The 19,342-nt window shown below is 72.6% G+C and carries 19 protein-coding genes; 17 read left to right on the top strand and 2 right to left on the bottom strand.

The window, feature by feature from the left end; translation table 11 throughout:
* Positions 1-64: 64 nt before the first annotated feature.
* Complete coding sequence (locus AB0K14_RS30215; protein WP_360456266.1) at positions 65-1,675, bottom strand: FAD-dependent monooxygenase; 1,611 nt, start codon at positions 1,673-1,675, stop codon at positions 65-67.
* 142 nt (positions 1,676-1,817) lie between these two features.
* Here AB0K14_RS30215 and AB0K14_RS30210 point away from each other — a divergent pair, with 142 nt between their 5' ends.
* Genes AB0K14_RS30210 through AB0K14_RS30130 form a run of 17 tightly spaced genes read left to right on the top strand, consistent with a single transcriptional unit; the run spans position 1,818 to position 17,539 of the window.
* Entirely contained in the window at positions 1,818-2,564 is a 747-nt protein-coding gene (locus AB0K14_RS30210; protein ID WP_360456263.1) for a 3-oxoacyl-ACP reductase family protein, read from the top strand.
* A gap of 57 nt (positions 2,565-2,621) precedes the next feature.
* On the top strand, positions 2,622-2,927 hold the full coding sequence (locus AB0K14_RS30205) for a phosphopantetheine-binding protein (protein ID WP_360456261.1): 306 nt from the start codon (positions 2,622-2,624) through the stop codon (positions 2,925-2,927).
* A complete protein-coding gene (gene fabZ / locus AB0K14_RS30200) occupies positions 2,924-3,403 on the top strand; it encodes a 3-hydroxyacyl-ACP dehydratase FabZ (protein WP_360456258.1) in 480 nt (159 codons plus the stop codon). The genes AB0K14_RS30205 and fabZ overlap by 4 nt, the downstream gene beginning before the upstream one ends.
* 7 nt (positions 3,404-3,410) lie before the next feature.
* Complete coding sequence (locus tag AB0K14_RS30195) at positions 3,411-4,484, top strand: aminomethyl transferase family protein (RefSeq protein ID WP_360456255.1); 1,074 nt, start codon at positions 3,411-3,413, stop codon at positions 4,482-4,484.
* A gap of 45 nt (positions 4,485-4,529) precedes the next feature.
* Positions 4,530-6,803 carry a beta-ketoacyl-[acyl-carrier-protein] synthase family protein gene (locus AB0K14_RS30190; protein WP_360456252.1) on the top strand — a complete coding sequence of 758 codons (2,274 nt, stop codon included), beginning with the start codon at positions 4,530-4,532 and terminating at the stop codon, positions 6,801-6,803.
* Positions 6,800-7,528, top strand: a complete 729-nt coding sequence (locus AB0K14_RS30185; RefSeq protein WP_360456249.1) for a nitroreductase family protein — start codon at positions 6,800-6,802, stop codon at positions 7,526-7,528. The genes AB0K14_RS30190 and AB0K14_RS30185 overlap by 4 nt, the downstream gene beginning before the upstream one ends.
* Entirely contained in the window at positions 7,525-8,775 is a 1,251-nt protein-coding gene (locus AB0K14_RS30180; RefSeq protein ID WP_360456246.1) for an FAD-dependent oxidoreductase, read from the top strand. Before AB0K14_RS30185 ends, AB0K14_RS30180 begins: the two co-directional genes overlap by 4 nt.
* Positions 8,772-9,653 carry an alpha/beta hydrolase gene (locus tag AB0K14_RS30175; RefSeq protein WP_360456243.1) on the top strand — a complete coding sequence of 294 codons (882 nt, stop codon included), beginning with the start codon at positions 8,772-8,774 and terminating at the stop codon, positions 9,651-9,653. Before AB0K14_RS30180 ends, AB0K14_RS30175 begins: the two co-directional genes overlap by 4 nt.
* A 50-nt stretch (positions 9,654-9,703) precedes the next feature.
* Entirely contained in the window at positions 9,704-10,618 is a 915-nt protein-coding gene (locus AB0K14_RS30170) for an ACP S-malonyltransferase (protein ID WP_360456240.1), read from the top strand.
* Positions 10,615-11,058, top strand: coding sequence for a phosphopantetheinyl transferase (locus AB0K14_RS30165; RefSeq protein WP_360456237.1), 444 nt, complete (start codon positions 10,615-10,617; stop codon positions 11,056-11,058). The genes AB0K14_RS30170 and AB0K14_RS30165 overlap by 4 nt, the downstream gene beginning before the upstream one ends.
* Complete coding sequence (locus AB0K14_RS30160) at positions 11,049-11,897, top strand: ester cyclase (protein ID WP_360456234.1); 849 nt, start codon at positions 11,049-11,051, stop codon at positions 11,895-11,897. The genes AB0K14_RS30165 and AB0K14_RS30160 overlap by 10 nt, the downstream gene beginning before the upstream one ends.
* A 19-nt stretch (positions 11,898-11,916) precedes the next feature.
* A complete protein-coding gene (locus tag AB0K14_RS30155; protein WP_360456231.1) occupies positions 11,917-12,690 on the top strand; it encodes an alpha/beta hydrolase in 774 nt (257 codons plus the stop codon).
* Entirely contained in the window at positions 12,687-13,202 is a 516-nt protein-coding gene (locus tag AB0K14_RS30150; RefSeq protein WP_360456228.1) for a phosphopantetheinyl transferase, read from the top strand. Before AB0K14_RS30155 ends, AB0K14_RS30150 begins: the two co-directional genes overlap by 4 nt.
* Positions 13,193-14,221 (top strand): right-handed parallel beta-helix repeat-containing protein, encoded by a 1,029-nt coding sequence (locus tag AB0K14_RS30145; protein ID WP_360456226.1) that lies wholly within the window; start codon positions 13,193-13,195, stop codon positions 14,219-14,221. Before AB0K14_RS30150 ends, AB0K14_RS30145 begins: the two co-directional genes overlap by 10 nt.
* Before the next feature lie 13 nt (positions 14,222-14,234).
* Positions 14,235-15,173 (top strand): ABC transporter ATP-binding protein, encoded by a 939-nt coding sequence (locus tag AB0K14_RS30140; protein WP_360456223.1) that lies wholly within the window; start codon positions 14,235-14,237, stop codon positions 15,171-15,173.
* A 30-nt stretch (positions 15,174-15,203) separates the two neighbouring features.
* Positions 15,204-16,397 carry an ABC transporter permease gene (locus AB0K14_RS30135; protein WP_360456220.1) on the top strand — a complete coding sequence of 398 codons (1,194 nt, stop codon included), beginning with the start codon at positions 15,204-15,206 and terminating at the stop codon, positions 16,395-16,397.
* Positions 16,394-17,539 carry an ABC transporter permease gene (locus AB0K14_RS30130; RefSeq protein ID WP_360456217.1) on the top strand — a complete coding sequence of 382 codons (1,146 nt, stop codon included), beginning with the start codon at positions 16,394-16,396 and terminating at the stop codon, positions 17,537-17,539. Before AB0K14_RS30135 ends, AB0K14_RS30130 begins: the two co-directional genes overlap by 4 nt.
* Positions 17,540-17,773: 234 nt before the next feature.
* Here the strand turns inward: AB0K14_RS30130 and AB0K14_RS30125 are convergent, their stop codons facing one another.
* Entirely contained in the window at positions 17,774-19,309 is a 1,536-nt protein-coding gene (locus AB0K14_RS30125; RefSeq protein ID WP_360463391.1) for a non-reducing end alpha-L-arabinofuranosidase family hydrolase, read from the bottom strand.
* Between the last annotated feature and the right edge of the window lie 33 nt (positions 19,310-19,342).

The raw sequence follows: 19,342 nt of genomic DNA, 5'->3' as shown, positions 1-19,342 counted from the left end.
CCCGTGGTCGTGCTGCCTGCCCGCTCGCGTTCCGGTTCGACCGGTGCGCGCCGCGGCAGGCCGGTCAACCACGTGCGAGAACGGCGTCGACCGCCGCCGACAGCGCGTCCGTCGACGCGGCAGCCGTGCTGCGCCAGGCCACGTGACCGTCCGGCCGCACCAGCACCGCACCCATCGCACCCACGCCGTAGACCGAGGCCCACTCCGGTGACACCACCGCGGTCGAGCCGTCGGCCGACACCTCGACCGCGGTGATCGCCGCGCCGGTCCGGGAGCCGACCTCCTTCGCCGTCTGCGCCCAGCCGCTGCCCGCCGGGGTGAGCAGGACGAGCCCCGCACCGAACAGGTCCAAAGTGGACAATGTCTCCGCGCCCCGGGTCAGCGCCAGGTGCGGCGCGCGGTGGCCCGGTCGCGCGGTGGGGACGTACGTCCGGTAGGGGTCCTCGACCGCCGGTGCGTCCGTGCCGTCCGGCACGACGGCGGCCGAGTCGTAGTGGAAGCCGAGGACCAGGCCCTCACAGCTGCGCCGGCCCGCCTGCTGGGCGATGGCCTCCTTCATGGACAGCTTGCCCTCCATCATCTGGAACGTGATGAAGGCGTTGGCCAGGCTCTCGCCGACGGTGCGCTCGCCGATCGGGTGGCGCTCGGCGTCGTAGGTGTCGAGCAGGGCCTCGCCGGCCGTGCCGGCCAGCACCGCCGCCAGCTTCCACACCAGGTTGTGCGCGTCCTGGATGCCGCAGTTCATCCCGAACCCGCCCTGCGGCGTCGACACGTGCGCCGAGTCGCCCGCCAGGAACACCCGGCCCGAGCGGAAGCGCGTCGCGGTCACCGCCTGTTGCAGCCACGGCATCACGCCGACCAGCTCGACGTCCAGGTCCGGCACCCCGACGGCCTCGCGCACCACCTGCACGCAGAACTCGGGCGTGAAGTCGGCCTCGCTGCCGCCCTCCGCCGGGTCGTAACCGGTCTGGATGATCCAGCGCCGCTGGTTGTCCACCGCCTCCACCGCGCACGGGATCGCGCTGCGGATGAAGTACAGCGCGCACATCCGGTCGGTCAGCAACGGCACCAGGTCGGCGTCGAACATGATGCTGATCATGTGCCCGAGCGGCGGCGGACCCTCGACGCCGATGCCGAGCCGGTCGCGCACGGTGCTGCGCCCACCGTCGGCGGCGATGGCGTAGCGGGCGCGGACGGTGGCGCGGCCGGACGCCGACTCGACCACCGCGTCCACGCCGGACTCGTCCTGGTCCAGGGACGTGAGGGTGGTGGCGAACCGGACGTCGGCGCCGGGCAGGCGTTCGGCCAGGTCCCGCAGGACCACCTCGAACCTGTCCTGCGCGCAGATGTAGGTGTACGTGGGGCTGTGCGGCGCGTCCTCGGCGACGGGGGCGACCTCGCGGTGGAAGTCGGCCGCGGTCAGCGAGGAGCCGACGCCCACGGCCAGGCTGTCCTCGCGCGGCAGGCCGACGCGCTCGACCTCCTCCGCCAGCCCCCACGCCCGCACCAGCTCCATCGTGCGGGTCGACACCAGGCGCGCCTTGGGGAAGATCGACGTGCCGGTGTGCCGCTCCACCAGCAGCGACGTCAACCCGTGCCGGGAGCACTCGATCGACGCGGCGAGGCCGACCGGGCCACCACCCACGATCAGGACGTCGACCTCGAAGTCAGCCATGCGCAGGAGCGTGCGACACCGCCGCGGGGACGTCAAGGAGGCGGATATCGAAGTGATAGAGCACTGAAGTCGCAGGTCAGTAGCGTTGCGCCGAACGACGGCGTGCGCAGCGGGCAAGCCTTGGACAACGTGGGGAGGCACCATGTTCGCCGAAGGATCGGTCGCCGTGGTCACCGGCGGGTCGCGCGGGATCGGGCGGGCCGTCGTGGTCGACCTGGCGGCCCACGGCGTGCACGTCGTGGTCAACTACTCGCGCTCGGAGGAACAGGCCAAGGAGTTGGTCGCGCAGGTCGAGCAGGACGGCGGCAGCGCGACCGCGGTGCGGGCCGACGTCACCGACGAGGACGCGGTGCGCGAGCTGTTCCGCTCCGTGCGCTCCGAGCACGGCAGGCTCGACGTGCTGGTCACCAGCGCGGGCGTGACGCGGGACCGGCACCTGGTCGCGATGAGCAGCGCCACGTTCCGCGAGACGATGGACATCAACGTGCACGGCACGTTCCTGGCCTGCCGCGAGGCGATGCGCATCATGCAGCACCAGCGGCGCGGCGCGATCGTGACCCTCAGCTCGGCGAGCGGCCTGGACGGCGGCTTCCCCGGCCAGACGAACTACGTCGCGTCCAAGGGCGCGATCATCGCGTTCACCAAGGCGCTGTCCTACGAGGCCGCGCCGCACGGCGTGCGCGTCAACGTGGTGGCGCCGGGGTTCGTCGAGACCGACATGACCAAGGTCATCCCCGCGAAGCTGCGCGACGGCTACGCCTCGCGCATCCGGCTCGGCCGCATGGGCCGGCCCGAGGAGATCGCGAACCTGGTCACGTTCCTGGCCTCCGACAAGGCGTCCTACATCACCAGCGAGACGTTCGTCGCCAACGGCGGCGGGCTCGGCTGACCCCCGCGCCGGAACACCCCCGAGCCGGAGCACCACCCAGCGGACGGAAGGACAAGCGTGACCCTCGACGAACTGCGCGCCACGGCGGCCGCCCGGCACGACACGTGCGCCCAGATCAAGAAGATGATCGTCTCCCGGCTCGACCTGCCGATCGAGCCCGCGTGGATCACCGACGACCAGCCGCTGTTCGGCCGCGGACTGGAGTTGGACAGCCTCGACGTGCTGGAGCTGTACGTGGCGATCGAGGCCGAGTTCGGCGTCGCCCTCTACGACAGCGACATGTCGGTGTTCGGTTCGGTGTCGCGCCTGGCCGACCACGTGAACCCGGCCCTGGTCGAGCAGGCGCCGACCGGTTCGGCATGACGACGACCCGGGAGCCCGTGCGGGCGGGGACGTCGCTGACCAACGACCAGCTCCGGGAGATCCTGCCGCACCGCTGGCCCTTCCTGCTGATCGACCGGGTCGAGAAGGTCGAGCCGGGTGTCGGCGCGGTCGGGATCAAGAACGTCGCGGCCACGGAGATGTGGTTCCAGGGGCACTTCCCGACCGCCGCCGTGCTCCCGGGCGTGATCGTCGTCGAAGCGATGGCCCAGCTGGCCGGCGTGGTGTTCGCCCTCGCCGGCGCGGGGCCGATCGGCTACCTCGCGGGCGTGCGGTCGATGCGGTTCCGCCGCCCCATCGTGCCGGGGGACCAGCTCGTCCTCACCGCCGACCGCACGGCGGGAGGCCGGGGCTTCAGCGAGTTCAAGGTGAGCGCCAGGGTCGACGGCCAGGTCGCCGCCGAGGGCACCATCACCATCGCCGACCCGGCAGCCACCAGCCCTACCGGAAAGGTTTGACACGACAATGGAACCCCTGACGTCGCCGGTGAAGGCCGCGCACCCCGAGGGCGCCGTGTACGGCACCGTCCTGGACGCCGAGGTCGCGCTGCGGTTCAGCACGCTCGACGCCGAGTACGAGGCGATCCGGGAGCGGGCCGCCCTGCTGGACCTGTCCGGCGAGCGGATCATCGAGCTCTCCGGCAGCGGCGCCACCGACTTCGCGCAGAAGGTGCTGGCGCGCGACGTGGAGTACCTGACCGCCGAGCGCTGCATGACGAGCCTGGTGCTCACCGAGGACGGCGCTGTCGTGGACCAGGTCGTGGTGTGGGGCCGGGAGGGCGGCTTGCTGCTGGAGTCCTCCACCGGTGCGGGCACCCGGCTGCTGGAGCACCTGCGCGCGCACGCCGAGCCCGACGTGGAGATCACCGACCGCACCGCCGAACACGCGCTCTTCGGCCTGGAGGGCCCGTACGCGTGGGGCGTGGTCGGCCGGCTGATCGACGGTGAGCTGGCCGCGCTGCCGTTCGAGTCCGTCGTGGACGGCCAGTGGGACGGCGTGGACTTCCTCTTCGCCCGCACCGGCGTGACGGGCGAGTACGGCTACAAGGTGCTGGTGCCGCGCGAGTCGGCCGAGCGGCTGTGGACCAAGGCCCTGGAGCACGCCGTGCCCGCCGGTCAGGAGGCCGTGGAGCTGGCGATGCTGGAGGTGCGGCAGCCGGTCGTGCGCCACGAGGCGGGCGAGGGTGTCGACGTGCTGGAGATGGGCGCGGGCTGGCTCGTGGACGTCACCAAGGACGAGTTCATCGGACGTGACGCCGTGCTGGCCGCCTTCGAGGGCACGGCCGAGCGCCGCACGGTGGGCTTCGCCGGCGGTACCGAGGTGCCCGCGCCGGGCACACCGGTCACCGTGGGCGGGGAGAAGATCGGCGAGGTCGTGCACGCCGTTCACAGCGTCGGGCTGAAGTCCTCCCTCGGCCTGCTTCGGCTGCCGCCGGACCTGGCCGCCGCCGGCCTCACGGTCACCGTCGGCGACACCGAGGTCGTCACGCTGACCAGCCCGTACGTCACGCCCAAGAGCTGGAGCACCCCGATCATCTGATCTGGTCACCCGGGCGGTCGTCCGGGGTCGCGAGGAGGAGCAAGCATGGCGCTGCGGCCAGTGGTCATCACCGGAGTCGGGGTGATCTGCGCGGTCGGTCGGGACCCGGAGGAGTTCTGGGCACGGCTCACCGCGGGCGGGGGCGGCATCACCGCCGTGGACGACGAGCGGTTCGCCGCGTTCGAGGCCAGGTTCGCGGGCCAGGTGCCCGACGAGTGGATCGACGCGCAGTTGCCGGCCGAGGACACCGGGCTGGACCGCACGGCCCGGCTCGCCCTCGTCGCGGCCCGGCAGGCGGTCACCCAGGCGGGACTGGCCGCGGCCACGCCCGCGGACCTGCCCGGCGAGCGGTTCGGACTGGTCCTCGGCAAGTGCCAGGCCACTCCGACCGCGGCGGGCGGCTACCAGCCCATGCACGCCACCGGCGACGTCGTCGCCCGCAAGCTGGGCATGGCCGGCCCGCGCATCCTGGTCTCGACCGCGTGCGCGGCGGGCGGCAACGCGGTCGGCCTGGCCAAGGACAAGATCCTCACCGGTGAAGCGGACGTGGTGCTCGCCGGCGGTGTCGACCCCCTGCTGTTCGGCACCTATGCGGGATTCGCGGGCCTCCAGGCCCTCAGCGCCCGCCCGTGCGGCCCCTACAGCCGCTCGGACGGCCTGAACCTGGGCGAAGGCGCCGCGTTCCTGGTGGTGGAGGCGCTGGACCACGCGCTGGCCCGGGGCGCGGAGCCGCTGGCCGAGGTCGCGGGCTACGGCCTCTCCGCCGACGCCTACCACGCCACCGCGCCGGACCCGACCGGCCGCGGCGGTGCCACGGCCATGCGCCGGGCGCTGGCCGACGCCGGTCTGGACACCGACGCCGTGGACTACGTCAACGGGCACGGCACCGGCACGCCCGCCAACGACGCCATGGAGAAGAAGGTCATGCGCGCCGTGTTCGGCGAGCGGGCACCGCAGGTGCCGACCAGCAGCATCAAGAGCTTCATCGGGCACACGCTGGGCGCGGCGGGCGCGGTCGAGGCGGTGGCCAGCGTGCTGGCCCTGCGCACCGCGACCGCGCCGCCCACCATCGGGTTCACCGACGAGGCGATCGCGGAGTCCACCTTGGACTTCGTGCCGAACAACGCGCGTGCGCTGCACATGGACGTCGTGGTGTCCAACAACTATGCGTTCGGCGGCAACAACGCCTCGCTCGTGCTGCGCCGCCCAGGCGGCCCGCGCGAGTACGACGAACTGCCCGCCACCGAGGTCGTCCTCACCGGCCTCGGACCGGTCACCGGCCTGGGCACCGGCATCGCCGAGGTCGCCGAGGCGGTCGCCAACGGCCGCACCGCGGTCGGCGCGCAGCCGTCCCTGGAAGGCCGCACGTTCGCGCCGCGCTCGCTGTGGCGGCACATGAACAACCTGTCGCGCATGGCGATCGCCGCCTCCCGACTGGCCTGGGAGGACGCCGGGCTGAAGCTGCCCCGCGCCGCCCTGGACAACGTGGGCGTCATCTTCGCCACCGCGGCGGGTTCGGTGGAGAGCACCGACGGGTTCGACGAGAGCGTGCTGGCCAACCCGAACAAGCCCGCCGTGCTCAGCTTCTCCAACGTGGTGCTCAACGCCACCGGCGGCGCGGTCTGCCAGACCCTGGGCCTGCGCGGCCCGACCACCACCATCTGCAACGGCAACGCGTCGGCGTCCATCGCGCTGGACTGCGCGGTGGAAACCATCCGGGCGGGCAAGGCGGACGTGGTGATCGTGGTCGCCGCCGACGAGGCGCCGAGTCCCGGCGACGGCGCGCAGGTCAACCCCTACGACCGGAACTCGGGCCAGGCGTACGCGTCCGCGTCGGTGGCCCTGGTCGTCGAGTCCGCCGCGCACGCCGCCGCCCGGGGCGCGACCCCGTACGCGCGGGTGCTGGGCAGCGCCCACGCGGGCTCGGGAGCGGGCGACGAGCGGTCCCTGGTGGAGCGCACCATCGCCGCGCTGCCCACCGGAGGCGTGGACCTGGTGATCGGTGCGGCCATCGGCGGCGCGACCGACGAGGCGGAGGCGGGCGCGGTGCTCGACGCCGTCCCGTCCGCCCGGCTCACCGCCACCGCGGGCCTGACCGGCGACGCGGGCGCGGCCACCGGCGCGCTGAACCTGGCGCTGGCCGCGCTCGCCTTGCGTGACGGCGTCGCACCGGCCATCCCGGGGCTGACCAGTCCTCGTGCCGGCGCGGTCGAGTCCTACGTCACCAAGCCCGAGCTGCCGGCGACGCCGGCCAAGGCCCTCGTGCTCAGCGCCGCGCCCGGCTCGGTGCGCGGCGGAACCCTGCTGGGTGCGGTATGACCGGCCTGCCCTTCGACGTGCTGGAGACCGACCGGCTGCTCACCACCACCCGGTCGGTGCGCCGCCGGCTCGACCTCGACCGGCCCGTGCCGCGCGAGGTGATCGAGGAGGCGCTGGAGGTCGCCGTCCAGGCACCGACCGCGAACGACCAGCAGAACTGGCGCTGGGTCGTGATCACCGAGCAGGCGGTGAAGGACCAGCTGGCGGAGCTGTTCGACATCTCCTGGCAGTTCCACCAGAAAGAGGTGTGGACGCGGTCCGGGCGCCGGCGCAACAACCCGCAGGCGAGGAAGAACAACGCCTCGGCCGCCACGCTGGCCGAGACCATCGCCAAGGTGCCCGCGCTGGTGATCCCGTGCGTGCTCGGCCGGCCGCCGGACATCGGCGCGATCGACGCCGAGTGGCTCGGCGCGACCGGCACCCGCAACCTCGGCACCTGGCAGGAGGGCGTGCGGATCGGGGCCATGCGGGCCAGCAACTTCTACGGCTCGATCTTCCCCGCCGTCTGGTCGTTCCAGCTGGCCCTGCGCAGCCGCGGTCTCGGCAGCACGATCACGTGCATGCACCTGCCGTTCGAGCGGCAGGTCGGCGAGCTGCTCGGCATCCCCGCCGGTGTCACCCAGGTCTGCCTGGTACCGGTCGCCTACACGATCGGCACCGACTTCCGCCCCGCCAAGCGGGTTCCGGCCAAGGAGCGCACGTCCTGGGAGAGGTGGCAGGCATGACCGTCGAGCACACCGGGATCGACGTCGTCGTGGTCGGCGGCGGTATCGCGGGCGCGTCCGCCGCGGCCAACCTCGCGCTGAACGGCCTGTCCGTGGTGCTGCTGGAGAAGCAGGAGACCTACCAGGACATCGTGCGCGGCGAGTGGATCGCGCCGTGGGGCCTGCGCGAGGCGCAGACGCTGGGCGTGGAGGACGCGTTCGGCCTCGGCGGCGCGTGGGAGATCCGCGAGTGGACGCAGTGGGACGAGACGGTCGACCCGGCCGAGGCGGAGACCGTGGACATGACGCGGTTCGTGCCCGGTGTCGGCGGCCCCATGTCGTTCCCGCACCACGAGGTCTGCGCGCTGATGGCCGAGCAGGCCGAGGACAACGGCGCGACCGTGGTCATGGGCGCGCAGCGGGTCCGGGTCACCGCCGGGACCAGCCCGGAGGTCCGCTGGACCCGTGCCGGGCAGGAGCACCTGGCCAAGCCGCGCATGGTCATCGGCGCCACCGGTCGCGGCTGCACGGTCGGTCGTCAGGTCGGCGTGTCCATGGCGACCTCGGTGCACCACTGGGGCGGCGGGCTGCGGGTCACCGGCCTGGACGACTGGCCGATGGACGTGCAGGCGATGGGCACCGAGGACGAGAAGATGTTCATGGTGTTCCCGCAGGGCGACGGCAACGCCCGGCTCTACATCAACTTCCCGACCGCCAACCGGAAGCTCTACCAGGGCCCGGAGGGCGAGAGGCGGTTCATCGCGGACTTCGAGCTGTCGTCCCTGCCCGACCGGGGCAAGGCCGTGTACGGCGCCGCGAAGTCGATCGGGCCGCTCAAGCTGTGGCCGTCGGTGGCGATGTTCCCCGAGCAGTCGGTCGTCCTGGACGGCGTGGTGCTCGTCGGGGACGAGGCGGGCAACGCCGACACCGTGCTCGGCACCGGCCTGTCGTGCAGCCTGCGCGACACCCGTGCCGTGTGCGAGGTGCTGACCGGCGGCGACGACTGGTCGCCCGCGGCCTTCGAGGGGTACCTGACCGAGCGGAAGTTCCGGATGGACCGGCTGCACTTCGGCGCGGGCATCATCGCCAAGCTGCACTGCGAGTTCGGGCCCGTCGCGGCCGAGCGCCGCCGCCGGGCGCGCGAGCTGATGGCCGAGAACTTCGCCGCGTCGGTGACCGGCCTGCTCAACATGGTCCCGCCGGAGGACGTGCCGGAGTTCGGGTTCAGCGAGTTCTTCGCCGAGAGGCTGTTCAGGGAGAGGGCATGAGCGTCAAGGACACCCTGCTGACCGGGTCGGTGCACGTCAACGGCATCGACATCGCCTACGTGGACAAGGGTGAGGGCGACCCGGTCGTGCTGCTGCACGGCTTCCCCGACTCGCACTACCTGTGGCGGCACCAGATCGACCCCCTGGTGGAGGCGGGCTTCCGCGTCATCGCGCCCGACCTGCGCGGCTTCGGCGAGTCGGGCAAGCCGCAGGAGGTCGAGGCGTACGACATGCGCACGATCGTCAACGACGTCGTGGCGCTGACGCAGCACCTCGGCATCCCCAAGGCGCACATCGTCGGACACGACTGGGGTGCTGCCATCGCGTGGATGTACGCGTTCCTGATGCCGCGCCGCGTCGACCACCTCGCCGTGCTGTCGGTCGGCCACCCCGGCGTGTTCGGCACGCCGTCGATCGAGCAGCGCAAGGCCAGCTGGTACATGCTCTTCTACCAGTTCCCCGGGGTGAGCGAGCAGCTGCTGCGGCGCAACGGGTGGCGGCTGTTCAAGGAGATCATGGGCGGCGAGGGCGACCACCAGCGCTACCCGCGCGAGTTGGCCAAGCCGGGTGCGCTCACCGCGGCGCTGAACTGGTACCGCGCCAACCGCTCGCCCGAGGCGGAGCTGCGCGTGGAGAGCAACTTCCCGCCCGTGCTCGCGCCCACCCTCGGCATCTGGTCCACCGGGGACAAGGCGCTGCTCGAAGAGGGCATGACGGGCTCGGTGAAGTTCGTCAAGGGCTCGTGGCGCTACGAGCGCGTCGAGGACGCCAGCCACTGGATCCCGCTGGACCAGCCGGAGATCGTCACCAAGCTGCTGCTGGGCTTCCTGGGCACCGAGAAGGCCGCGGCGGTGCCCACCCGGCGGCGCCGGCTCTAGCCGACACCCGGCTCGTCGGCAAGGCAGCGCAGGAGACTGGAGGTTCGCAGGTGATCGGCTTCGTGTTCCCCGGTCAAGGCACGGTCCGGATCGGCATGGGCGGCTGGCTGCGCCGCGACCCGGCGGGCGCGGCGGTGATCGCGCGCGCCGACGAACTGCTGCCCGAGCCGGTGTCCGAGCTGTGCTCCCGCGGACCGCTGGACAAGCTCGTCGACACCTTGCACGCGCAGCCCGCCGTGATCGCGTGCAACCTCGCCGCGCTCGCGGTCCTGCGGGAACGCGGCGTGGAGCCGGACATCGTCGCCGGGCACAGCGTCGGCGAGATCAGCGCGCTGTGCGCGGCGGGCGTGCTGGACGTCGACACCGCGCTGCGCCTGGTCGCCACCCGCGCCCGGCTGATGGCCGACCTGCCCGACACCGGTGGCATGACCGCCGTGCTGGGGTTGACGCCGGAGCGGGTGGAGGAGCTGGCCGCCGAGGCGGCCCGGCCGGGTGAGCCGCTGGTCGTCGGCTTGGAGAACGCGCCGGACCACACCGTGGTCTCCGGCGCGACCGCCGCCGTCGACCGGCTCGTCGCGCTGTCCGCTGCGGCCGGTGCCCGCAAGGTGGTGGCGCTCAAGGTGAGCAACGCGTTCCACTCCCCGCTGATGGCGGGCGCGCTGGACGGCTGGGCCGAGGCGGTGCGCGCGACACCGATGCGCCCGCCGCGCGTGCCGGTGGTGCCGAACGTGACCGCGGAGCCGACCACGGACCTGCCGACCATCGTGGACGCGCTGATCACGCAGCTCACCGCGCGGGTGCGGTGGACCGAGACGATGCGCGTGCTCGCCACCGCCGAGACCCTGGTCGAGGTCGGCGACAGCAAGACGCTCGCCGCGCTGCTGCGCGGCGTCGGCGCGAGCTGCGTCAGCATGTCCGACCCGGCCGCCGTGCGCAGGCTGCGCCGCCCGGAGCCCGCGGCATGACCACGTGGGGGAGTGCCGCGGTCTCGTTCGGCGAGCTGACCGCACCGTGGCAGCTGGTCGAACCGATGCCGCTGGAGGCCGTGTTCACCCGCCCGGAACGGCTGCGGTCCGGCGCCGGGCGCACCCTCCAGCACTGGGCGGGCAGGCTCGCCGCCAAGTACGCCGTGCTGCGCCTGCTGGACGAGCCCGTGACCGCGGCGCACCTGGGCGCGGTGGAGGTGCTGCCCCTGCCCGCGCCCCTGTGCAGCCGCACGGCGGCCTGCCTGCACGGTCACCCGCCGGGTGTGCGCCTGATCGGCGCGCTGGACGGCAGGGAGCCGGCGGGCACCCGCATCCGGGTCTCGGTCAGCCACACCGCCGACCTCGCGTTCGCGGTGGCACTGATCTCGGCCCGGCTGCCCGAGGACCACGACCTGGAAGTGGTGACCGCATGGACCTGATCGAGACCGCCTCGCGGTGGGCCGCGGCCTGGCGCGAGCGCGACGCCGCAGCCGTCGCGGACGCGGTGGCGGAGTTCGTCGACCCGGACACCCCGGGACCGGTGGCCGGCGCGGACCTCGTCGCGCACGTCGAGGCCGTGCTGACCCGGTTCCCGGACCTGGTGCTCGACTTCGCGCCGGCCGTCGACGCGGGCGACACCGCCGTGCTCACCTGGACCCTGACCGCCACGCACCGCGCCCCCTACCTGGGGATACCGGGCACGGGTGGCGCGGCGGCCGTGAGCGGCGTGGACGTGTTGACCGTCGTGGACGGCGTGGTGCGCGTGCGCCGCCACTTCGACCGGGTCGCGCTGGCCTCCTCGCTCGGCCACACGGCACGCTTCCTCCTCGACCGCGACGAGGTGCAGGAGTACGGCATCAGCGCACGCACCACGATGGGCAGGACCGACTACCCGCGCGTGCTCACGTTCACCTACCTGGACTTCCGCGACGACGTCGAGGGTGCGGACGTCGACCTGCTCAGCACCGAGGTGGTCAAGTCGCTGCGCGCCTCGAAGGGCTTCCTCGGCGTGGGCACGTTCGAGATCGGCACCCGCAAGTACACGATCAGCGCCTTCGACCGCCCGGAGTCGGTCCGCGCCGTGCACGCCCGGCCGCACCAGCGGTCCCTGCGGAAGTTCTTCCGAGGCGGCCTGTGCACCGGGGCGTACACCAGCGTGTGGGTGCTGGAGCGGGAGAGCTTCCACCTGCGCTGCCCCGACTGCGAGGAGGTGGTCGACGCGGGCGCGGGCAAGACCTGCGCGTGCGGCACCACCCCGACCCCCGACCCCCTGTTCTGATGACGCCAGGAGCTGCCCGATGACGGTCTTCACCGCCGACCACCGGCCCGCGGCGGGCGGTCGACCGCTGGTGGTCTTCATGTCCGCCCTGTTCGCGGGCGGCTGGATCTGGGACCACCCGTTCGCCGCCCTCGCCGCCGCCGGGTGGCCGGTGCTGCGCACCGAGGAGCCCATCTGCGGGGTGGACGCGAAGATCGCGGGTTCCATCGAACGCCTCGGGGACGCCCTGATGGAGGCCGTGGACGCGGCCGGCGCAGAGGAGGTCGTGGTCTGTGCGAACTCCCTGGGAGGTCTGGTCGCCATCGACCTCGCGGGCCGCTTCCCGGACCGGGTGAGAGCCATCGCGGTCAGCGGCGCACCCGGCCTGAGCGCCGACCCCGACGTGGGCCTGAACATGGACCGGCGCGGCGACGTGCGGTTGCAGGGCGAGCAGTTCCGCGACCGCATGCTGGCCGCCCTCTTCCACGGTGAACCCCTGTTCACCGACGAGCAGGTGGAGTCGACCGCGCAGCTGCTGCGCCAGGGCTCGGCGATGGTCGCGATGGCCCGCAGCATCCGCGCCACCAGGACCTACCGGGTCGACCCGGCCATGGACAAGGTCACGTGCCCGTCGCTGTACATCTGGGGCCGCCACGACCGCATGACGCCGATCGAGCCGTGGCTCGAACTGGTGCCGAAGCACGCGAACACCGAGTTCGTCACCGTCGAGGACTGCGGGCACATCCCGATGATCGAGCGCGGCGAGGTCTACACCGCCGAGCTGCTGCGGTTCCTCGACAGGGTCACCGGGTGACCGCGCCGCTGATGCTGTTCGGGGTGGACGTGGTGGACGTCGCCAGGGTCACCCGCGCCATGTCCTACAGCGGGCCCGCCTACACCCGGCACGTCGCCTCACCCGCCGAGCGCGACCTGCACCCGGATCCCGGCCTGGCCACCGCGGCCACGGTCGCGGTGAAGGAGTGCCTGGTGAAGGCGATCGGCGGCCGGCCGCCCGGGTTCTCCTGGCACGACTTCGAGGCGTGCGGCGAGGTGCCGCTGCCCGGTGCGGAGTGGGCCGACCCACTGCTGGCCGCCGCCGTGCCCGAGGTCGAGGCGGCCACCCGGGTGTCGATGACCGAGCGTTGCGCCTACACCGTGTTCGGTGCCAGCGGTTCGGCCGCCCTGGCGCGGCTCACCGAGCGGTCCGCCGACCCGGGCGACGGCGCGGCCGTCGTGGGCATGGCCCGCTGGGGCTTCCGCGGTGACCTGATCGTCGCCCTTGCCATACTGACCACCACGTCGAGAGGAGCGCTGCGATGCCCGTGACCGAGGCCGCGGCCGAAGTTCGCATTCAACCGGGGGATTCCGTCCAGGAGGCGCTCGACACCTGCGCGCCGGGCGCGGTGCTGCGCCTGGCCGAGGGGACCTACGAGGGCAGCCTGGTGATCGGCCGCCCGGATGTCGCGCTCGTCGGCGCGGGCGCGGGCCGCACGGTGATCGTGCCCGGCGCCGTCGCGCCCAGCGCCGTGCCGGCACTGCACGACGCGCCCGCCGACGTGGTCAGCGGCATCACCGTGCACGACGTGTCCGGTGTGACCGTCGAGGGCCTGACCGTGCGCGGCTTCTCCGGCGCGGGCGTCTACGCGCACACCGCCACCGACCTGCGACTCGTCGACGTCGAGTCGGTCGGCAACGCGGTGTGGGGCCTGTACGTGCGCGAGTCGGCCAAGGTGGAGGTGCTGCGCTGCCGCGCCGAGGGCAGCCAGTACGGCGGCATCGCGCTGGCGTTCTGCCCGGCCGCCGACGCGCTGATCGCCGACAGCGAGAGCACCGCCAACGCCTTCGGCGTGTTCGTCGACAACTCCAGCCGCGCGCGGGTGCTGCGCAACCACAGCCACGGCAACGCGGCGGGCGTGCTGCTGCTGCACCAGACCTACGAGGGCGAGCTGCCCGGCGGCGTCGCCGACGTGCTCGTCGCGGACAACGACATCACCGGCAACACCCTGGCCTCCGGCGGCGACGAGCCCGGCGTCCTGGGTTTCGCCGGCCCGCCGATCTCCGGCGTCGGCATCGCCGCCATCGGCGTCCAGCGCGTCTCGGTCGTCGGCAACCGGTTGCACGGCAACGAGCCCGGCGGCCCGTCGGTGATGGGCGCCGCGCTGGTGCTGGCCTCGTCGGCGGACTGGGGCGGTTCCGACTCGGTGGACAACTGCTTCGAGTGGAACACCATCACCGGCAACAGCCCGTTCGACGTGCAGATCGGCACCGACCCGGGCAACCAGCGCTTCCGGAACAACGTGGTGGGCGCCTCCCAGCCGGAGCGGATCGACGGGTGCGGACCCTGATCGAGAGGACGACATGACGCCAGCGCTGGTGTGCGAGGGCCTGGTCAAGCGCTACGGCGACAAGACCGTGGTCGACCGGGTCGGCTTCCACATCGACGAGGGGGAGGCGTACGGGTTGCTCGGCCCCAACGGGGCCGGCAAGACCACGACCATCTCCATGCTCGTCGGGCTGCTGCGCCCGGACGAGGGCTCGGTGCGGGTCGGCGGCATCGACGTCGACGAGGACCCGGTGGCCGCCAAGCGGCTCATCGGGTACGTGCCGCAGGAGATCGCGCTGTACCCGGAGCTGACCGCCCGGGAGAACCTGCGCTACTTCGGCAGGCTCCACGGCCTGCCGCGGCGTGAGCTGGCCTCGCGCATCGGCGAGGTGCTCGACCTGGTCGGCCTGGCCGGCCGCGGCGACGACAAGGTGGACACCTACTCCGGCGGCATGAAGCGGCGCACCAACATCGCCGTGGCCCTGCTGCACCGGCCGAGCCTGCTCATCCTCGACGAGCCGACGGTCGGCGTGGACCCGCAGAGCCGCGTCGCCATCCTGGACCGGGTCGAGGCGCTGGTCGGCGAGGGCATGAGCCTGCTCTACACCTCCCACTACATGGAGGAGGTGGAGCGGGTGTGCACGCGGGTCGGGATCATCGACCGGGGCCGTGTGGTCGCCGACGGGACCAAACGCGAACTGGTCGCCGAACTGGGTGGCACGGACCGCGTGGAGCTGACGCTGGACGGCGACGTCACGGCGGCGACCGAGAAGCTGCGGGTCGTGGAGGGCGTGTCCGAGGCGGTGGTCACCGGGTCGTCGTCGATCCGGCTGCTCGTCGCCGGCGGGCGGCACCTGCTGCCCGCGCTGCTGGCCGCCGTCGGCGACGCGGGTGCGGTGACCGGTGTCGAGGTCGTCGAGCCCGACCTGGAGGCGGCGTTCCTGCACCTCACCGGCAGCACACTGCGGGACTGACGCGGACCGAGCTAGGGATGGGCGAGAACCTTGGGGAAGAGCACCCTGCGTGCCCTGCTGGTCGTGGGCGGCCACGAGTTGCGGTCGCGGCTGCGGGACGGCACCGCGCCGCTGATCGCGCTCGTCGCGCCGATCCTGCTCGCGACCCTGTTCGGGTTGGCGCTCGGCGGTGACGACGACCCGCCGCTCAAGGCGACCATCGGCGTGGTCGACCTCGACGGTGGCGAGTTCCCGGCCAGCGTGCAGCGCGAAGCGCTGAACACCGACGAGCTGAAGGGCGTGCTGACCTTCCGCCAGTACCCGGACGAGGCGGCGGCGCGCCGCGCGGTCGACGGCGGCGAGACGGGTGCGGCCCTGGTGTTCCCCGCCGGGTTCAGCGAGGGCGTCGGCGCGGGCCGCGGCGGGCAGGTGTCCGTCCTGGAGTCGCCCGAGTCGCCGCTGGCGGGTGTGGTGGCGCGCAGCATGGTCGACCGGATCTCGGCCCTGGTCGAGGCCAGGACGCTGGCCGTGCGCGCCTCGCTGGAGGCAGGCGTGCCCGCCGACCGGGTGCAGCTGTTCGTCGAGGAGAACGGCGCGGCCGGACCGGCGTTGTCGCTGGTCGGCGACCCGGTCGCGGGCGGCCGGGTGGACCTGGCCGTGCACTACGGCGCGGGCATGGCGGTGATGTTCGCGTTCTTCGTCGTCGGCACCACGGCCCGCAGCCTGCTCACCGAGCGGCAGAACGGCACGCTCGACCGGATGCGCGCCGCGCCGGTGCCGCTGTGGACGGCGCTGGTGGGCAAGAGCGCCGTCGGGTTCGGGCTGGCGCTGGTCAGCATGTGCGCCACCTGGCTGTCGTCGGTGCTGATCTTCGGCGCGAGCTGGGGCGACCCGCTCGGGGTGTTCCCGCTGCTGCTGGCGCACGTGTTCGCGGCGACCGCGATCGTGATGCTGGTGGCCAGCCGCGCGAAGACCGACGCGCAGGCCGACGGCTACACGCTCGGCGTGGCGTTCGTGTTCGCGTTCCTGGGCGGCAGCATCGTGCCCGTCTACAACCTGCCCGAGTGGCTGCGCGGCGTCTCGCTGATCACGCCCAACGGGTGGGTGTCGGCGGGCCTGTCGGAGCTGGCGGGCACCGGCGCCGGGCCGTCCGCCGTGCTCGTGCCGATCGCCGTGGTCACCGGCATCGGCGTCGTCGCCGGCGCGCTGGCGCTGCTCGGCTTCCGCAAGGGGAGGTTCGCGTGAGGCCCCGTCCCGTCACCGCGCTGGTGCTGGCGAACCTGAAGCGCCAGCTGCGCGACAAGGTCGGCATGTTCTTCATCGTCGTCATGCCGTTCGTGACGATCGTGTTCGTCGGCATGGCCCTGGGCGGCGCGGCGGACGCGAAGCTGCCGGTGGCCGTGGTCGCCGACACCTCGGACCCGGTGTCGGCGGCCGTGGTCGCCGAGCTGGAGTCCGACGAGGCGCTCGAGGTGCGGCGCGCGGAGTCCGAGGAGGAGGTCCGCGACGGCGTCCGCCAGGGTGAGCTGGCCGCGGGCCTGATCGTGGCACCGGGTGACACCAGCCTCGAACTGGTCATGACCCAGACCAGCGGCAGCGGCATGGCCGCGCGCAGCGAGATCGACGTGGCGGTCGGCAGGGTGGCGGCGGTGCTGGAGGCGACCCGCGCGGCACGGGCCGCGGGCGCGTCACCGGAGCAGGCCGAGGAGTACGTGCGCAAGGCGCGGGAGGAGTCGGTGGCGGTCACCGTCACCTCGACGGGTGGCGAGGAGTCCGCCAAGCCGACCGGCTTCGCCTACACCGCGCCCGCGAACCTGCTGCTGTTCACGTTCGTCAACTCGATGGCCGTCGCCGCCGCGCTGGTCGAGAGCCGCCGCATCGGCATGGTCCGCCGCTCCCTGGCCGCACCGGTGCGGCGGAGCCGGGTGCTGCTGGGCGAGGCGCTGAGCCGGTTCGCGGTGGCGCTCGCGCAGTCCCTGCTGATCATCGTGGTGAGCCGGTTCCTGTTCGACGTGCGGTGGGGCGACCCGCTGGGCGTGGCGGTGGTCGTCGCGCTGTTCTGCCTGATCGCCACGGGTGCCGCGATGCTGGTCGGCGCCCTGGTGCGCTCGCCGCAGCAGGCTCCCGCCATCGGTCCTCCGGTGGGCATCGTGCTGGGCATGCTGGGCGGCTGCCTGTGGCCGCGCGAGGTGGCCGGCGAAGCGCTCGGCACGATCGGCTACCTGTTCCCGCACTCGTGGGCGATGGACGCGCTGCTCACGCTCTCCCGCCCGTCAGCGGGGCTGGGTTCGGTGCTCGTCGAGGTCGCGGTGCTGGCGGGCATGGCGGTGGTGGTGCTCGGCGTCGCGCTGGTGGTGTTCCAGCGGCGGGCGCTGGCGACGGTCTAGACGTGAAACCGGCCGCCTCACCGGGCTGACACGTTGCGCGTCTCGTGGTCGACCAGGACGAAGCCGTTACGACCCGGGTTCTCCGCGTGAGCGGGCGGGCTCGGCCTTGGCCGAGCCCGCCCGTTTGACCTCTACCCGTTCCTGATCGCTTGCTGTGACGCTCGCCCGGTTCGGCGTACGTGGTCGCCTGCGGAAATCAGGGACACCGGAGCCGGAGCTGTGCCACGCGGCCGGCTAGCGCTGCAGTGTCAGCACGCCCGGCCGGTACGGCAGGATGCCGTAGTCCATGTTGTCGGTGCTGGGGTCGCGCCCCTGGTAGAGGAACTGCAGGTTGCACGGGTCGATGGTCTTGGTCTGGTCGGGGTTGGTGCGAACCAGGTCGCCGTGGCTGATGTCCCTGGTCCAGGCCGTCGCGCCGCTGTTGGCACTGCCGGCGAAGGGGCTGGTCACGGTGTCGGCCTGCGGCTGCGGTGTCCACGTGCCGTCGAGGCTGGTGGCCGTGAACGAGCGGAAGTAGCGACCGTACCCCGTGTAGTTCTGGGCCTCGACGATCATGTGGTACTGGTTCTGGCCCTGGACCTTGTAGACCTCGACCGCCTCGAACAGGTTGAGCGCCGTGTCGCTCATGATCTTCGTGAACGAACCGAAGGTGCCCGGGAAGTTGCCGATGGGCATGCCGGCGCGGTAGATGCCGCCCTCATCGTCGGCGAAGAACATGTACATGTTCGCGTCGTCGCCGATGAGGGTCACGTCGAGGGGACCGACCTGCCGGCGCTTGCCGTCGGGCTCCACGATGTCCGGGAGGGTGGTCGTGAAGAGTTCCTGCTGCGCGGACCAGCCGTTGGGGTTGGTGGGGTCGCTGGAGGTGCGGTAGCCGAAGCTGTACGGCCAAGCCCCGTTGTAGGCGAGCACCCAGATGTTCTTCGGCGCGAAGTAGAACAGCGTCGGCGCGATGCCGTCGAAGGGGATCGTGTTCTGGGTGGCGGTGGCCATGTCGGACCAGTTCGTGAAGGGGCTGAAGCTCATCAACCCCCACCTGCCGTCTTTGCCGGCGATGGTGTTGTGCGTCGTGGCGTAGACGATGTGCTGTCCGTTGTGGACGACGTTGGTGAAGTCCTTGAGCGAGGCCCACCCCGCCTTCGGGGTCGCCAGCGGGCCGGTCGACGTCCAGCGGTACGTCGACGGCAACGCGCAGGTGCCGCCACCCCCGCCGACGCGGACGAGTTGCCACTGCTGGTTGGTGCCGCCCCAGTCGCTGTACTGCACGACGCCGGCGCCGTCGGCGGTCGAGGCGTTCTGCACCTCGGCCACCTTGCCGCTGTTGCGGTTGACCAACCGGACGTAGCCGCTGTCGGAGTCCGCGAGCCGGAACTGCTGGTTGGCGCCGTTGCCGTCGGTCCACTGGTGGATGGCGGCACCGTCGGCCGTCGACCAGCTGGACACGTCGATCACCTTGCCCGAGTGCCGCGCCTTGATCCGGTAGTAGCCACCGCCGGAGTCCACGAACTGGAACTGCTGGTTGGTCCCGTCGTGCCGGGCCCACTGCGTGACGGCGGCGCCGTCGGCGCTGCTCACCCCCGCCACGTCCAAGGCCTTTCCGCTGTTGCGGTTCACCAGTACGTACCAGGCGGTGGTGTCCACCGTGGCGGCCGACGCCGGCGTCGTGACCACCGAGAGCAACCCGCCCACGAACGCCAGCGCTGCCGCAGCGGCCAACCCCGACCGCCACCGACCGCGCCACCTCGCGGTGCGCGCAAACCCAACCGACATAGCGTCTTTCCTCTCATCATTGGGGGATCGCCG

Source organism: Actinosynnema sp. NPDC050801, from assembly GCF_040673975.1.
Taxonomy (GTDB): Bacteria; Actinomycetota; Actinomycetes; order Mycobacteriales; family Pseudonocardiaceae; genus Actinosynnema.
The sequence above is the reverse complement of the archived record's forward strand: the minus strand, read 5'-3'. Positions and strand labels throughout refer to the sequence as shown.

Excerpts from the sequence above, each read along its gene's own strand:
- AB0K14_RS30175 (WP_360456243.1), top strand. The coding sequence starts at position 8,772 with ATGAGCGTCAAGGACACCCTGCTGACCGGGTCGGTGCACGTCAACGGC.
- AB0K14_RS30185 (WP_360456249.1), top strand. The coding sequence starts at position 6,800 with ATGACCGGCCTGCCCTTCGACGTGCTGGAGACCGACCGGCTGCTCACC.
- AB0K14_RS30125 (WP_360463391.1), bottom strand. The coding sequence starts at position 19,309 with ATGTCGGTTGGGTTTGCGCGCACCGCGAGGTGGCGCGGTCGGTGGCGG.
- AB0K14_RS30145 (WP_360456226.1), top strand. The coding sequence starts at position 13,193 with ATGCCCGTGACCGAGGCCGCGGCCGAAGTTCGCATTCAACCGGGGGAT.
- AB0K14_RS30195 (WP_360456255.1), top strand. The coding sequence starts at position 3,411 with ATGGAACCCCTGACGTCGCCGGTGAAGGCCGCGCACCCCGAGGGCGCC.
- AB0K14_RS30155 (WP_360456231.1), top strand. The coding sequence starts at position 11,917 with ATGACGGTCTTCACCGCCGACCACCGGCCCGCGGCGGGCGGTCGACCG.
- AB0K14_RS30165 (WP_360456237.1), top strand. The coding sequence starts at position 10,615 with ATGACCACGTGGGGGAGTGCCGCGGTCTCGTTCGGCGAGCTGACCGCA.
- fabZ (WP_360456258.1), top strand. The coding sequence starts at position 2,924 with ATGACGACGACCCGGGAGCCCGTGCGGGCGGGGACGTCGCTGACCAAC.
- AB0K14_RS30180 (WP_360456246.1), top strand. The coding sequence starts at position 7,525 with ATGACCGTCGAGCACACCGGGATCGACGTCGTCGTGGTCGGCGGCGGT.
- AB0K14_RS30160 (WP_360456234.1), top strand. The coding sequence starts at position 11,049 with ATGGACCTGATCGAGACCGCCTCGCGGTGGGCCGCGGCCTGGCGCGAG.
- AB0K14_RS30190 (WP_360456252.1), top strand. The coding sequence starts at position 4,530 with ATGGCGCTGCGGCCAGTGGTCATCACCGGAGTCGGGGTGATCTGCGCG.
- AB0K14_RS30215 (WP_360456266.1), bottom strand. The coding sequence starts at position 1,675 with ATGGCTGACTTCGAGGTCGACGTCCTGATCGTGGGTGGTGGCCCGGTC.
- AB0K14_RS30210 (WP_360456263.1), top strand. The coding sequence starts at position 1,818 with ATGTTCGCCGAAGGATCGGTCGCCGTGGTCACCGGCGGGTCGCGCGGG.
- AB0K14_RS30140 (WP_360456223.1), top strand. The coding sequence starts at position 14,235 with ATGACGCCAGCGCTGGTGTGCGAGGGCCTGGTCAAGCGCTACGGCGAC.